The 15,417-nt window shown below is 59.8% G+C and carries 13 protein-coding genes; 6 read left to right on the plus strand and 7 right to left on the minus strand.

All coding sequences use genetic code 11. From position 1 onward, the window contains the following. Window positions 1-5: 5 nt before the first annotated feature. Both LOY55_RS18855 and LOY55_RS31045 read right to left on the minus strand, forming a co-directional pair. On the minus strand, window positions 6-788 hold the full coding sequence (locus tag LOY55_RS18855) for a transporter substrate-binding domain-containing protein (RefSeq protein WP_109786718.1): 783 nt from the start codon (window positions 786-788) through the stop codon (window positions 6-8). Between the two features lie 27 nt (window positions 789-815). Then, window positions 816-2,819 (minus strand): aminotransferase class I/II-fold pyridoxal phosphate-dependent enzyme, encoded by a 2,004-nt coding sequence (locus LOY55_RS31045; protein ID WP_309475388.1) that lies wholly within the window; start codon window positions 2,817-2,819, stop codon window positions 816-818. A gap of 618 nt (window positions 2,820-3,437) precedes the next feature. Here LOY55_RS31045 and LOY55_RS18870 point away from each other — a divergent pair. The 5 genes from LOY55_RS18870 (at window position 3,438) to LOY55_RS18890 (ending at window position 9,573) form a co-directional block, all read left to right on the plus strand. Further along, window positions 3,438-5,192: a caspase family protein gene (locus LOY55_RS18870; protein ID WP_158283927.1), complete on the plus strand. Its 1,755-nt coding sequence runs from the start codon at window positions 3,438-3,440 to the stop codon at window positions 5,190-5,192. 174 nt (window positions 5,193-5,366) lie between these two features. Continuing rightward, window positions 5,367-6,866: a glycolate oxidase subunit GlcD gene (glcD, locus tag LOY55_RS18875; RefSeq protein WP_109786721.1), complete on the plus strand. Its 1,500-nt coding sequence runs from the start codon at window positions 5,367-5,369 to the stop codon at window positions 6,864-6,866. Next, window positions 6,866-7,930 carry a glycolate oxidase subunit GlcE gene (gene glcE / locus LOY55_RS18880; RefSeq protein ID WP_109786722.1) on the plus strand — a complete coding sequence of 355 codons (1,065 nt, stop codon included), beginning with the start codon at window positions 6,866-6,868 and terminating at the stop codon, window positions 7,928-7,930. Before glcD ends, glcE begins: the two co-directional genes overlap by 1 nt. A 3-nt stretch (window positions 7,931-7,933) precedes the next feature. Continuing rightward, window positions 7,934-9,151, plus strand: a complete 1,218-nt coding sequence (gene glcF, locus LOY55_RS18885; protein WP_109786723.1) for a glycolate oxidase subunit GlcF — start codon at window positions 7,934-7,936, stop codon at window positions 9,149-9,151. Between the two features lie 20 nt (window positions 9,152-9,171). Then, window positions 9,172-9,573: a heme-binding protein gene (locus LOY55_RS18890; RefSeq protein ID WP_109786724.1), complete on the plus strand. Its 402-nt coding sequence runs from the start codon at window positions 9,172-9,174 to the stop codon at window positions 9,571-9,573. Window positions 9,574-9,738: 165 nt separating this feature from the next. Here the strand turns inward: LOY55_RS18890 and LOY55_RS18895 are convergent, their stop codons facing one another. From LOY55_RS18895 to LOY55_RS18915, 5 genes are all read right to left on the minus strand, one after another. After that, a complete protein-coding gene (locus LOY55_RS18895) occupies window positions 9,739-10,068 on the minus strand; it encodes a hypothetical protein (protein WP_046030600.1) in 330 nt (109 codons plus the stop codon). Window positions 10,069-10,203: 135 nt separating this feature from the next. Next, complete coding sequence (locus tag LOY55_RS18900) at window positions 10,204-11,745, minus strand: glycosyltransferase family 39 protein (protein ID WP_258666247.1); 1,542 nt, start codon at window positions 11,743-11,745, stop codon at window positions 10,204-10,206. A gap of 3 nt (window positions 11,746-11,748) precedes the next feature. Further along, window positions 11,749-12,027, minus strand: a complete 279-nt coding sequence (locus LOY55_RS18905; protein ID WP_046030454.1) for a lipid-A-disaccharide synthase N-terminal domain-containing protein — start codon at window positions 12,025-12,027, stop codon at window positions 11,749-11,751. Then, on the minus strand, window positions 12,024-12,764 hold the full coding sequence (locus tag LOY55_RS18910; RefSeq protein WP_109786726.1) for a glycosyltransferase family 2 protein: 741 nt from the start codon (window positions 12,762-12,764) through the stop codon (window positions 12,024-12,026). The genes LOY55_RS18905 and LOY55_RS18910 overlap by 4 nt, the downstream gene beginning before the upstream one ends. A gap of 43 nt (window positions 12,765-12,807) precedes the next feature. Beyond that, window positions 12,808-13,785 (minus strand): NAD-dependent epimerase, encoded by a 978-nt coding sequence (locus tag LOY55_RS18915; protein WP_109786727.1) that lies wholly within the window; start codon window positions 13,783-13,785, stop codon window positions 12,808-12,810. A 209-nt stretch (window positions 13,786-13,994) separates the two neighbouring features. Here LOY55_RS18915 and LOY55_RS18920 point away from each other — a divergent pair, with 209 nt between their 5' ends. Next, window positions 13,995-15,353 carry a M15 family metallopeptidase gene (locus tag LOY55_RS18920; protein WP_258668357.1) on the plus strand — a complete coding sequence of 453 codons (1,359 nt, stop codon included), beginning with the start codon at window positions 13,995-13,997 and terminating at the stop codon, window positions 15,351-15,353. Window positions 15,354-15,417 lie beyond the last annotated feature (64 nt).

The raw sequence follows: 15,417 nt of genomic DNA on the forward strand, positions 1-15,417 counted from the left end.
TTGCGTCAGAACGCAGGTTTTACGCTGGTACCGAAGTAGCTTTGGGAGAGGTCGTCATAGTCCTTGCTCGCCAACAGTTCCTGGATGGCCTTGTCGAGTTTGGCCTTGAGCTCGGTGTCATCCTTGCGCAGGCCGGCGCCCACACCTTTGCCGAAGATCGGGTCATAAGGCACTGCGCCGAGGTAGGCCAGGTTGCTGGCATCCGGCGTCTGTACGAACGCCGCCATGGCCGTGCCGTCCGCCATCATCAGGTCGATGCGACCGGCAATCAGGTCAGCGTTGGCCGAGTCCTGGGTGTCGTAATACTTAACGTCGGCGATTTTCTCGTAGTAGGTCTTCAGGAAACTGGCGCTGACCGTCGAGTTCTGTACGCCGATGGTCTTGCCCTTGAGGTCATCCGGGTACTTTTTAACGGAAGTGCCCTTCGGACCGACAATCGCGATCACCGAGTCGTAGTAGGCCTTGCTGAAGGCGATCTGTTTTTCGCGTTCTTCGGTCACCGACATCGAGGAAAAAATCACGTCGATCTTCTTCGCCAGCAGCGACGGAATGATCCCGTCCCACGCCACTTCCTTGATCTCGCACTCGGCTTTCATTTCGCTGCACAGCTTGTGGATCAGGTCGACCTCAAAGCCTTTCCATTCACCGTTGGCCTGCTTTTCGGTGTACGGCGGATACGGTTCGGCTGCGACCGCGAACCTGATCGGCTGGGCTTGCGCCGCGCTCATGCCGGCCAGCAACAAGCAGGCCGCGCCTGTAAACCAGTTTGCCAAACGTCGATTTCCCATGATTTTTCCCCGTCTTTTTATGATGTATTAGCGAGTCTGATGCGCGTTGACGAATTGTCGGCAACGTTCACTGCGTGGGTGTACGAACACTTCATCCGGCGAACCGGTTTCCTCGATCAGCCCTTGGTGCAAATAGGCAACTTTGGAAGAGACATCGCGGGCAAAAGCCATCTCATGGGTCACCAGGATCATGGTCCGGCCTTCTTCCGCGAGGGAGCGGATCACCCGCAGCACTTCGCCGACCAGTTCCGGGTCGAGTGCCGAGGTGGGTTCATCGAACAGCATGACCTTGGGCCGCATGGCCAGGGCCCGGGCGATGGCCACCCGTTGTTGCTGTCCCCCGGAGAGAAACGCCGGGTACTCGTTGCGCTTGGCCGCCAGCCCGACGCGTTCCAGCAACGCTTCGGCCCGTTCGGTGGCCTCGGCACGGCTTTCACGCAGGACCTGGGTCGGCGCTTCGATGAGGTTTTCCAGCACCGTGCGATGGGGCCAGAGATTGAAATTCTGAAACACCATGCCCAGGCTCGAACGGATCCGCACCAACTGTTTGGCGTCAGACACCAGCGGCGCGCCGGGACGGTCGTGGTTGAGCTTGATGCTTTCGCCGTCCACCAGAATCCGCCCCTGATCCGGCACTTCGAGCATGTTGATGCAGCGCAGCAAGGTACTTTTGCCCGAGCCGCTGGCGCCGATCAGGGAGATCACATCGCCTTCGCGAGCCGTCAGGGATACGCCTTTGAGCACTTCGATATTGCCGAAGCGTTTGTGCAGGCCATCGACTTCGATCATGGTCTTGGCCGCAACCGGTGCAACGGTTGCCTCACAAGTAACGCGGCTGATTACGGGCCGTGGAGCCTCACCTTTCAACACCAGGACGAAATCGCGAATACGCTGGCAAGCCTGGGCCAGTCGCTCTTCACCCAGGGTGAACGAGAGCCGTACAAAACCTTGCGCGGGTTCGCCAAACGCTGCCGCATCGAGGACCGACACGCGCGCCTCGCGCAGCAGGCGCCAGGCGAACTCAAGCGAGGCCAGCCCGGTGTCGCGCACGTCCACCAGCACGAACATGCCGGCATCGGGATTGAGCACTGAAATGCCCGGGCAATCCGCCAGGCTCGCGACCACCAGATCACGACGACGGCGATAGATCTCGCGCATGCCGTGGGTCACGTCGTCGTGGGCCTGCACCGCTTTGAGCGCCGCCTCCATGACAAACCCCGGCAAGCCATACAGCATGCTCAGCACCAGGGTTTCGGCATGTTCGATCAGGGCGGGGGCGGCGACGATCCAGCCGATGCGCCAACCGGTCATGGCATGAGACTTCGACAGACTGCCAATGACCACGCAGCGTTCGGCCATGCCCGGCAACGCCGCGAGACTGAGGTGTTCGCGTTCGAACGCGAGGCTTTCGTAGACCTCATCGACCACGACCCACAGGTCATGCTCGATGGCGAGATCGGCGATGGCTTGCAGCTCTTCGCGATTGAGCACCACGCCGGTGGGGTTGTTCGGGTTGGAGAAGAAAATTGCCCGGGTGCGCGGGGTAATGGCCTTGGCCAACACAGCGGCATCGAGCCTGAAACCGGAATCCGCCGAGCACGGCACCCGCACCAGCGTCGCACCGGACGCCTTGAGTGTGGCCTCGTACGTCACGTACATCGGGTCCAGGGCAATCACTTCATCGCCGGTGTTGAGCAGGCACATCGACGTGATGAACAGCGCGTTCTGCGCCCCGGCCGCGACGATTACGTTGGGCGCTGACACCTCACGGTCGAACAGTGGGCTGTAACGAGCGGCGATGGCTTCGCGCAAGGCCTGGCGCCCGGCGATTTCGGTGTAGTGAGTGTCGCCTTCGCGCAGCGCTTCGATGGCGGCATCGGTGATGAAATCGGGTGTGGGGAAATCCGGATCACCGACACTGAGAATGATCACATCCTCACCACGGCGCTGGGCTTCAAAGGCTGCATTGTGAATATCCCAGGCGGCGACACCGTCGCCTGAAATCCGCTCAACAAAGGGTGAAAACCGCATGCCAGTGCCTCGTTCGAAATGAAGAAACGCAAGCCCGCGCAACCAGCCGGGGAGGTGGCCACCAACATAGTCGAAGCTGAACAGTCGTTCAACAGAAAAGTCACGAGGCTTCGCGTTCGGCGCAAACAGGTCGTTTTTACGACAGTCGAGGCGTTTTTCAGCAAGGAAACACAAAAGGGTCGCGAGTAGAAACCCCGATGACTTTGCGGGTGTATTACAACCGTTAATGTTTAAAAAAAACGCAAGCACCCCGTCGAAATTTCAATTAATACAACGGCCCTAAAACAAATAATCCTGCACTTGTAATGCAAGTAATACACCATAAAAAATTGATACTTGGCGCGCCAGCATGAATATCAAAAGCCCTACCCTACCGACCCCACAGGCAGCGAATAACGTGACCCGCATCCCCATAGCAACTATCAAAATTAAAAACAAACCATTCATTCCGAATATTCATAAAAACTTCCGGACGAATTTTGTTTATCTAATATGCTCAACACCACATGCGAACAAGTGATTAGTTATTAACGTGCACCACTCTTCCCTCGACCACGACTCCAAGTTCGCCTGCCTAAAAAACGCCAGCAAACTCAACATGACAACAAGGAAATGGAAATGAAGATTTTGTGCGTGCATGGCATCGGCCACGAGGAAGCGGACGAGACTTTTGAGCAATCCTGGAAGCGAGCCATTACCAACGCGGTACTGAGCGCGGCGCCGAACGCCGTCATCGAACTGGACTATTTCGAATATGACGCGCGTTTTGCAAACAGCGGCCTCGGCGCGCCGGAAATTGCCGAAGCGACGCTGCGACTCCTGACCAGTTCCGTGATCCACTCGGTTGGCGACGTGTTCCGGCGCGACCGCGGCATCGGGCAATTTCCCGATCGCCTGCGCTGGACGGCCGGCATGGTGGCGCAGTGGACGGCGGACGAGGCGCTGCGGACCACATTGCGTAAAGACCTCGCCAACCGCGTTAACGATTTCCAGCCGGACATCGTCTGCGCCCACAGCCTCGGTACGCTGGTCGCCTACGACACGTTCCGGCGAGATTCGTCACTGATGAGCAATCGTGTGTTGATCACCTTCGGCTCGCAGATTGCCAACCCCGCCGTGCGCGAAACGTTCGGCGGGCGCATTGAAGGCATCGAGACGGCGTACAAGTGGTATCACCTCTACAACGAACACGACCATGTGTTCACCGCACCGCTGTACTTGCGCGATGCAAACTTCACCCAGGTCATGACGCCGTTCGACAAGCCGGGCGACGCGCTCAATCACGATGCGACGTTCTATCTGGGCCACGTCGAAACCCGGTCCAATGTATGGGGGCCCCTGTTGCAGGCAGGCCTTGCCAGAGGATTCGACAAACGCCTGCTTGCTGTCGACAAGTCCCTGGGGCTTGCAGTGCCAAAGGCGCGCACCGCGCGTCGCTCGCGGGACAAGGCCCTGCTGATCGGGATCAACAACTACCCCAACCCTGCGGACCGGCTCGAAGGCTGCGTCAATGACGTGTTTCTGATGAGTTCGCTGCTGCAAGAATCGAACTTCTCGCCGGATGACATCCGCGTGGTGCTCGATGACCGCGCCACCACGGCCGGCATTCGCGATCGCCTGCACTGGCTGCTCGACGATGCTCAGGCGGGTGATCGCCGGGTGCTCTTCTACTCGGGGCACGGTGCGCAGATCCCCAATACCAATGCCGCAGGCGAAGCCGATCGCATCGACGAATGCCTGTGCCCATGGGATTTCGACTGGACACCGCAGCACGCCATCGTCGACAACGACTTTCGCGACCTATACATCCAGCTGCCATACGACACGCAGTTCATTACGATCTTCGATTGCTGCCATTCGGGCGGCATGACGCGCGAAGGCGCACGGCGTGCCCGCGGGTTGACACCGCCGGATGACATCCGCCATCGCGCCCTGCGCTGGGAGGCCAAGTTGCAGATGTGGGTCGAGCGCGACTGGGTCAAACAGGCGCGCAAAAGTGCACAGCAGGCCGAAGCCGCCAATACCGTGAGCAATCGCAACGGCATTCGCCGAGTCGGACAAGCCATCGCGGAGCGTGGGTACGACGACAAGCTCTACAACAAACGTCGTGCTGTTTATAAGCACAACGGCCCGTTTCTGCCGATCCTGATGTACGCCTGTGGCGAATCCCAATTGTCGTATGAATACCGTCACGGCGTGATTTCGTACGGTGCATTCACTTACGCACTCGCCCAAACGCTGCGCTCATCCAAACAACGGCCAACGTTCAATGCCCTGGTTCGTGCGACGGGCAAGCTCCTGGCCGAACTGGGTTATGACCAGAAACCGGCCATCGTCGGACCCAAGGATTTGCTCGGCAAAGTTGTTCCATAAGCCGTTATTCCCCGGCAACGCTGAAAATCCAACCGGGCGTCTTGAAGGCGCCCGTTTTTTTATGGGTGCGTCAAAATCAAATCTGCTCAAGCGCGCAACTGAGCTAACGTTTGCCAAGGACCTATCACCGGAAACTGACCTCTAATAAAAATAACTGAGGGTCGCGATCAGGCTATGAACATTCTTTACGATGAACGCGTCGACGGCGCTTTGCCCGAAGTCGACAGAGCCGCCCTGCTCCAGGCGCTGCGAGCACGGTTGCCGGATCTGGAAATCCTACATCAGCAGGAGGAACTCAGACCGTACGAATGCGACGGGCTCTCCGCTTACCGCACCACGCCGCTGCTGGTGGTGCTGCCCCGCCACCTCGACGAAGTCCAGGGCATCCTTCGACTCTGCCATGAACGGCACGTCCCGGTGGTTGCCCGTGGCGCCGGTACGGGGTTGTCCGGCGGTGCATTGCCGCTGGAAAAAGGCGTATTGCTGGTGATGGCGCGCTTCAACAACATCCTGCATATCGACGCCGCCGCCCGCACTGCGCGGGTTCAGCCGGGGGTGCGTAATCTGGCGATTTCCCAGGCGGCCGCGCCCTTCGGCCTGTACTACGCGCCGGACCCGTCCTCGCAGATCGCCTGTTCTATCGGCGGTAATGTCGCCGAAAATGCCGGTGGCGTGCATTGTCTGAAGTACGGTCTGACCGTGCACAACGTGCTCAAGGTCGACATCCTGACCGTCGATGGCGAGCACCTGACGCTGGGCAGCGAAGCACTCGATTCACCGGGCTTCGACCTTCTGGCCCTGTTCACCGGCTCTGAAGGCATGCTCGGGGTGATTACCGAAATCACCGTCAAACTGCTGCCCAAACCGCAAACGGCAAAGGTACTGCTGGCCGCGTTCGATTCCGTCGAAAAGGCCGGTCGCGCAGTGGGCGACATCATTGCGGCCGGGATCATCCCCGGTGGTTTGGAGATGATGGACAACCTGGCCATTCGCGCCGCCGAGGACTTTATCCACGCTGGTTATCCCGTCGACGCCGAAGCCATTTTGCTCTGCGAACTCGATGGCGTTGAGGCCGACGTTTTCGATGACTGCAACCGCGTGCGCCGGGTGCTGGAACAGGCCGGCGCCACCGAAGTCCGCCAGGCCCGTGACGAAGCGGAGCGCGTGCGCTTCTGGGCCGGGCGCAAGAATGCCTTTCCAGCGGTGGGACGCCTCTCACCCGATTATTACTGCATGGACGGGACGATCCCGCGCCGCGAACTGCCCGGCGTGTTGCAGGCGATTGCTGCGCTGTCGGTCGAATATGGCCTGCGGGTCGCCAATGTTTTCCACGCGGGCGACGGCAACATGCATCCGCTGATTCTGTTCGATGCCAACCAGCCCGGCGAGCTGGATCGCGCCGAAGCCCTGGGCGGCAAAATCCTTGAGTTGTGTGTGAAGGTCGGCGGCAGCATTACCGGTGAACACGGTGTGGGCCGCGAGAAAATCAATCAGATGTGCGCGCAGTTCAACAGCGATGAGCTGACACTGTTCCATGCGGTCAAAGCCGCCTTCGATCCGGGCGGCCTGCTCAATCCCGGCAAGAACATCCCCACCCTGCACCGCTGCGCCGAGTTTGGCGCCATGCACGTGCATTCGGGTCAGATGCCCTTCCCTGATCTGGAGCGTTTCTGATGCTTGAACCCTACGATATGGATGATAGCGATGCCCTGCTGGAGCAGGTCAATCAGGCGCTGCAAAACGCCACGCCGTTGCGCATTCAGGGCTCCAACAGCAAGGCGTTTCTTGGGCGCATCGTCGCGGGCGAAGTCCTCGACACACGCACTCATCGAGGCATCGTCAGTTATGACCCGACCGAGCTGGTGATCACCGCCCGTTGCGGTACGCGGTTGTCAGAACTGGCCAACGTCCTGGACGACGCGCAGCAAATGCTGGCGTGCGAACCGCCCTCCTTCGGTGACGACGCCACCGTCGGCGGCATGATTGCCTGCGGATTGTCGGGGCCACGGCGCCCGTGGTCTGGATCGGTCAGGGATTTTGTCCTCGGTACGCGGGTGATCACCGGGCTAGGCAAGCATTTGCGCTTCGGTGGCGAAGTCATGAAGAACGTCGCAGGCTACGACCTCTCGCGCTTGATGGCTGGCAGTTTCGGGGCGCTGGGTGTGGTGACGGAGGTCTCGCTCAAGGTCCTGCCCAAACCACGTCAGTGCCTGAGCATCAGCCTGGAAATGGACAGTGACCGTGCTTTGCTGCTTCTGGCGGAATGGGGCCAACAGCCGCTGCCGATCAGCGCGGCGAGCCACGACGGGCAACGCCTGCACCTGCGGCTGGAAGGCGGCGAAGGCTCGGTGGCGGCGGCCCATGACCGTTTGGGCGGCGAGTTGCTGGACGCGTCGTACTGGGAAGACCTCAATGAACATCGACTGAGTTTTTTCGATGAGGACCAACCCCTTTGGCGCTTGTCCCTGCCTCACAACACGCCTCGGCTTTCCCTGCCCGGTGTGCAACTGATCGATTGGGGCGGCGCCCAGCGCTGGCTCAAATCCGAGGCGCAGGCATCGTTCATTCGCAAGATCGTGAGCGAGGTCGGCGGGCATGTGACCTGTTACAGCCACGGCCTGATCGATAGCCCCTTCCAACCGTTGCCGGCGGCGCTGATGCTGTACCACCGAAACCTCAAGCAGCAGCTCGATCCACGGGGCATCTTCAATCCCGGTCGCCTGTACGCGGAGTGTTGAACCATGCAGACCACACTCAGCGAACACGCCCGCCAACTGCCCCGCGCCGAAGAAGCTGAAAGCATTCTGCGCACGTGCGTGCACTGCGGTTTTTGCAACGCCACTTGCCCGACGTACCAGTTGCTGGGCGATGAACTGGATGGGCCGAGGGGGCGCATCTACCTGATCAAGCAGGTGCTGGAAGGCCACGAGGTCACCAGCAAAACCCAACAGCACCTGGACCGCTGCCTGTCGTGCCGCAACTGCGAAACCACCTGCCCCTCCGGCGTCGATTACCACAACTTGCTCGACATCGGTCGCGCGGTGGTGGATGCAGCCGTACCGCGTTCACTCGAGCAGCGCTTGTTGCGTGAAGGTTTGCGCAGCGTCGTGCCCAATCCCGGACTGTTCAAAGCGCTGGTCAATAGTGGGCAAGTGTTCCGTGCACTGCTGCCAAACACTTTGCAGGCCAAACTGCCGCGCCGTGTGTACCCGGCGAAACCACGACCGACGGTGCGCCACGCCAGGCAGGTATTGATCCTGGAAGGCTGCGTTCAGCCGGGTCTGTCACCCAACACCAATGCCGCCACCGCACGCGTGCTGGACCGGTTGGGCATCAGCGTCATACCGGCCCGCGAGGCCGGTTGCTGCGGCGCCGTCGACTATCACCTCGACGCCCAGGCGGCTGGACTGGACCGCGCCCGTCGCAACATTGATGCGTGGTGGCCGAGCATCGAGAGCGGTGCCGAAGCCATCGTGCAGACCGCCAGCGGTTGCGGTGCATTTATCAAGGACTACGGCCACTTGCTCCGCGCCGACCCGGCCTATGCCGACAAGGCGAAAAAGGTCAGCGCACTGGCCAAGGACCTGGTCGAAGTGCTGCGCGATGAACCGCTGGAAACACTCGGCATCCACAGCGATCAGCGCCTGGCGTTCCACTGCCCCTGCACCTTGCAGCACGCGCAAAAACTCGGTGGCGCGGTGGAGGCTCTGCTGACGAGCCTGGGGTTCAACCTCACGCCCGTGCCCGACAGCCACCTGTGCTGCGGCTCGGCGGGCACCTATTCGCTGACCCAACCCGAACTGTCCCGACAACTGCGCGATAACAAACTCAATGCGCTGGAAAGCGGGCACCCCGAAGTCATTGTTACCGCCAATATCGGTTGTCAGACCCATCTCGACGGTGCCGGTCGAACCCCCGTCCGGCACTGGATCGAACTGGTTGAAGCCGCTCTGCCCTGACCACGCAATGGAGAATCGCCATGAACAGCAAAGCCGTACTGAGCCAGATCGAGGTCAGCCAGATCCTCACCGCCGCCCGCACCGAAGCACAGAACAATCAATGGGCCGTGACCATCGTTGTTGTCGATGACGGCGGGCATCCCCTGGCGCTCGAACGCCTCGACGGTTGCGCGGCCATCAGCGCCTACATTGCCACCGAAAAAGCCCGCACCTCGGCGTTGGGCCGGCGCGAATCCAAGGGTTACGAAGAGATGGTCAACGGTGGGCGCTACGCCTTTTTATCAGCGCCGCTACTGACGTCACTTGAAGGGGGCGTGCCAATCATTGTCGGTGGGCAAGTGATTGGCGCGGTCGGCGTGTCCGGCGTCAAGGCCGAGCAGGATGCACAAGTGGCCAGGGCCGGCGCGCAATGCCTGAAGTGACACCTTCAACGAAGCAGTCTGTAGCAGCTGGCGAAGCCTGCGTTCGGCTGCGAAGCAGTCGTGAAATCCTACGATGCTGTGTTTCAGGAACTCCGCGCGTACAGAATTTACGACTGCTACGCAGCCGAACGCAGGCTTCGCCAGCTGCTACATGCTCGGGCGTTGTTATTTACGCGCCAACTTAAACCGCACGCATTCTTCATAGAAACTCTGCCGCACAGCAGCAGGCGTGTAGCGCGAAGGGCTGTCGTAGGTTTGCTCGGTAATGCCCATCGCCATCATGCGCATCCACGATTTGTTGAATTTATAAACCTGAATCTTCTGGCGCGCGGCATACAGCGACACCCCGGACAGCTTGAGTTCCTGCGCTCTCGCCGCCGTTCCTGCACCCCAGTCGCACATATACCGGTCATTGGGCATCAATTCCCTGGCCTGGACAGCGCCGGCAGTGCTTGCCAGGGCAAACGAGATCATCGTGACAGCTACGTTGCGCACTTGCATTAGCCCTAACCACCTGAAAATAAAGTGATTTTGGCGATAGTTTTGCGCTTGCGGGGCCAGCAAATTGCCTTATTTGATCAAACAACAGTAAACGGGCTCAGGATCAGCCCTGAGCCCGATAACGCATCCTCAGCGCAGCGCCGCCCTCATCTCATTCACCCGCTCGTTCCAGGTGAAGTGATAGACGTTGGCAGGCGGCTCGGGATGACAGGTTCCGTTGTCCGCATCGGCGCCCACAATCGACCACTCCGCGCGCGAGGTCTCGCCCAGCTCACGGGCGGTCTGGGCATTGAAACACTTGCCCAGCTCCTCGTCGGGGACCAGGGCGAATGCCTTGGGGTGATCGCGCAACCATTGGGCCGCTTGCTCGACCGAGGAGCCGGCCATGCCGAAATGCACAATCGGTTGCCGGGCGTATAACCAGTGACCCTCACGCCAGTTGACCAACACCAGCTCCGCGCCACCGGTCATTGTCGCGGCCTGTTCCATGATCGCGTTATGCGGGTTGGCACCGTCCCTGACCGGTTCGATGAACCCTCGGGCGAACCACAGCGCAAACCAGATCACAGCCACCGCCTGGAACACCTGCCGACCGCGCGGGCGCTGGCTGAACCAGCGTTTGAGCAACCAGGGAATCAGCGGCGCCGCCACCAGCACCAGCCCGGGCAGCGCCGGGTAGATGTACAACTTGCGCTTGCCGCTGCTGATGCAGAAAAACAGCACCACCAGCATGACCCAGCCCAGCAGCACCAACACGCGACCATCATGCTTGCGCAACTGCCGACGCCACGCGGGCACCAGCCACGGCAACGCAAGCACCAGCGGCAGCCAATATTGCGGGATCACATAAACGAAGAAATACCAGAACGGTTCGCGATGGTCCCAGGCCGCGGCATATCGCCCTGCGGTCTGACGCAGCAGTATTTCCTTGGCATAGGCGATTTCATCAGCACCACCGTTGAGCACGATGGACAACGCCAGGGGCAGCAACCAGATCGCCGTGGCACCCAATATCACCGCCAACCCCAGCCACCACTTGCGCGCCTCGCCCGGCATCGCCACCACGCCGGACCAGTCTTTGCGCACGGCATAGGCATAGGGAATCAACATCAATGCCGGGACGAACCCGACGCCTTTGGTGATCACGCCCACGCCCATGGCGGCGCAGCCCAGGTAAAACCAGCGCCAGGCCGGGCCGAGCAACAGGTGCCGCGTCAGGCCGTACAAGCCGACCGAGGTGAACAGCACCAGAAAGCTGTCGATCTGACCGGTCTGCAGAATGCTGTAAGTCTGATACGTGGCCAGGTACAACAGCGCCGCGATCCGGCCAATACGCTGATTCCACAAACGGCGGCCCAGATCGTAGACCACCGCGGTAACAGTCACGCCCGACAACAGGCCCGGAATATACAGGGCAATGGCCGGTTTCCCGGTCAACCAACTGAAAAACGCCACGGTCCACATGAAAATCGGTGGCTTGTCGCCGTAAATCTCTGCCGCCCGGTGCGGAATGAGCCACGAACTGTTGTGCAACATCTCCAGAGCAACGCCCAGGAATCGTTCCTCGTCGACATTCTGCGGCTGACGCAGCCCCAATCCGGCGCCGATCAACAGCAGCGCCAGCAACATCAGGCCCAGGCATTCAACACCGGGCGATAGCGATCTACGCATGACTCATTCCTTCACCAGTTTGCTTTTGGCAATCAGCTGCAAATTGCGCAGATAAACAATCGAGCCAAACGCCTGACCGACAATGAACACCGGGTCCTGGCGGTAAATGGCGTAGGCCAGCAGCAATGCACTGCCGATGATGCTCAAGTACCAGAACGCCACGGGAATCACGCTGCGCTTCTGGTACTCGCTGTACAACCATTGCAAGACAAAACGACCGGTGAAGGCGATCTGGCCAATGAAACCGACCGCCAGCCACAGGGTTTCGCGGGAGAAACTCATCCTTCGATCTCCAGTGCCTTGGTATTGAGGCGCGTGCGCTTGATCAGCCACCAGACACCGACCAGATCCAGAATGCCCACCAGCGCGCGGTCAAGGTTGCCGTACTTGGACACCCCGGCCGTACGGGGACGATGGTTGACCGGGTGGACGATCATTCGGCCGTTGTGACGCTGGATCAGCGCCGGCAGGAATCGATGCATATGGTCGAAGTACGGCAAGCGCAAAAACGCTGCGCGCTCGATCAGCTTCAGCCCGCAACCGGTGTCCGGCGTGGCGTCATTGAGCATGCGCCGGCGCAGACCATTGGCGAAACGCGACGCCCAGCGTTTACTCGCGGTGTCGCGGCGGTTGACCCGGTGACCGGCCACCAGTTGAACGTCGACCGGACCATGACCGCCACGCACCAGTTGCAACATGCCGGGGATATCCGCCGGGTCGTTTTGACCGTCGCCATCGAGCGTCGCCAGCCACTGCCCGCGAGCCGCGAGCGCGGCATGGTAAAGCGAGGTGCTTTGGCCCAGCGAACGCTCATGACACAGAATGCGCAGCGTGCTCAGGCCGCCGTTTTTGATCTGTTGCAGTTCGTGCAAGGTGGCGTCGGTACTGCCATCGTCGACCACAATGATTTCGTACGCTTCATCCGCCAACGCGGCGCGCACTTCCTCAATCAAGGGCTTGAGGTTGTTGGATTCGTTCTTTGCCGGAATCAGTACCGATACAAAAATATCTTGGCTCACAGGGTTCGCCCGCCGCTATTGGTTGACATCAAGGGTGAACGCTTCATAGCTGATAGAAGTGGCGATACCACTTCACAAATTCCGCCACACCGGTTTCAACCGCTACTTGCGGGCGGAAATCGACCCAGTCCGCCAGCACCGACACATCGGCCCAGGTCTTGATCACATCGCCCGCCTGTAGCGGTAAGTAATTGCGCCGGGCCTTGATGCCCAGCACGTTTTCCAGACAGTCGACGAACGCCAGCAACGGCACGGGTTCGCCCCGGCCGATATTGAAGATTCGGTTGGCGGCTTCGCCGTCATTGCCCTGTACCGGCGGTTTTGTCCGCAGGCGCGCAATGCTTTCAACGATGTCATCGACATACGTGAAATCGCGGGCCATCTCGCCGTAGTTATAGATATCGATCGGCTCGTCATTGAGGATCGCCTTGGTGAACTTGAACAAGGCCATGTCCGGCCGGCCCCACGGCCCGTAAACGGTGAAAAAGCGCAGGCCGCTGGTACGAATTCCATAGAGATGGCTATAGCTGTGCGCGAGCATCTCATTGGCGCGTTTGCTGGCGGCATACAGCGAAACCGGGTGATCGACGGCGTCTTCGACGCTGAACGGCATTTTGCTGTTAGTGCCGTACACCGAACTGCTCGACGCATAGATCAAATGCTCCGGGCGATGGTGCCGACAGGCTTCCAATACATTCAGAAAACCCACCAGGTTCGATTGCGCATAAATGTCCGGGTTGTCCAGCGAATAGCGAACACCCGCCTGCGCTGCCAAATGCACGACCTCGGTGAAAGCATGCTCTTTGAACAACGTCATCAAGGCCGGTTTATCGACAATATCGAGTCGCTGGAAACGAAAACCCCGCAAGGACTCCAACTCTTTGAGCCGTGCCCTTTTGAGCTCTACGCTGTAGTAGTCGTTGAGGTTGTCGATACCGATCACTTCAAGACCTTGCTGACACAAACGCTTAACAGTGTGATAACCAATAAAACCGGCAGCTCCGGTAACCAGAACAGTCATAGCACCTCATTATTTTTCGAGACCCGCTTCAACTTCATCCCCTGCACCATTGATAAGTCATTGAGGCCCGTGACATCGTTGACACGAAGCCACCGTTACCCTGCCTGTCCAATGGTGAAATCTTGTTACATATTTATTTAAATTGTATGAAGACGACAAGGGTGCGCAGTCGCGTTTTGACGGTACTGATAAGCCTTGTCATTTGCGGCATGGCCAGTGCCGAACAAAAGCCTGCGAACATGGTGTATTTGCGCACCATCGACCCGAGCATAGAACAGGATATGCGTTATGCCGGTGCTCACAACTTCACCGGGCACCGGCTCGACGGTTACGACGCTGCGGAATGCCTGTTGTCCGTGGACACCGCCAAGGCCCTCGCCCGGGTCCAGGCGGCCTTGCGCCTGCAGGGCTACGGTTTGAAGGTATTCGATTGCTATCGACCCAGCCGCGCCGTCGCCGACATGGGCCGCTTCGCGACAGAACCGGGCGACCCACGCAAGGCCGAGTTCTATCCACGGGTGGACAAACAGGACTTCTGGCGCCTGGGCTATGTGGCGCGGGTGTCGGGGCACTCCAGAGGCTCGACCGTGGACCTGACACTGACCGGTCCGAACGCCTTGCCCGCCGTCCAATGGACGCCATTGGCCGCACCCATCGATTGCACGGCCCCCTATGAACAGCGCTGGCATGACGGCGCACTCGATATGGGCACCGGGTTCGATTGCTTCGATGAACGCGCGCACACCGCCAACCCTTCGATCAATGCCACCGCAAAAGAAAACCGTCAGCGCCTGAGCAACGCCATGGAGAAAGAAGGGTTTAGCGGGTATTCGAAGGAATGGTGGCACTTCACGTTCGGTGGCGAAGGCGCGCCAAAAGACGTGATGGACTTCCCGATTACACCCATCAGCACCCGCGACGCGATCGCTGCCAGTGGCCAGTTGATTGTGGTTACCAGCAAAAACTGGGATGACATCCAGGGCACCGCACAGCGCTATGAGCGCGACGGCACCTCCTTTCGAAAAGTTGGGGATGCGTTTCCAGTGATGGTGGGTAAAAACGGCATGGGTTGGGGCAAGGGACTTGCCAGCGTTGACGCCGGTGAAGGCCCGGTCAAACGCGAAGGCGACGGAAAGGCACCGGCCGGGGTCTTCAAACTCGGAACGGCATTCGGTTACGACACCACGGCCGACACCCACTTACCGTACCTCTCGCTGACACCGAGCACCGAATGCGTGGATGACGGCCAGTCCAGACGCTACAACGAACTGGTCGACAGCGCGGAGATTGCCAAGGACTGGAGCAGTTCTGAGCACATGCGCAACGAGCCAGGTTACCGCCAAGGCATTTTCATCGAGCACAACACCCCGGCCAATGCGGGCTCGGGCTCGTGCATTTTCTTCCATATCTGGCGCGGCCCGACCTCGCCGACGCTGGGCTGCACGGCCATGGATCAGGGAGATATTGCCGCGCTGCTCAAATGGCTGGACCCTCGCGAGTCACCGTTGCTGGTGCAAATGCCGCAGGCGCAATACGAGCGGTTTCAAGAGGGCTGGAATTTGCCGTGACGTTGGTGGCGCTTGGGTTGGATCAACTGGAAAGGTACTGTTACCAAAGCTCGCCAACCGCCAA

Source organism: Pseudomonas sp. B21-040 (genome assembly GCF_024748695.1).
In the GTDB taxonomy this organism is placed as follows: domain Bacteria; phylum Pseudomonadota; class Gammaproteobacteria; order Pseudomonadales; family Pseudomonadaceae; genus Aquipseudomonas.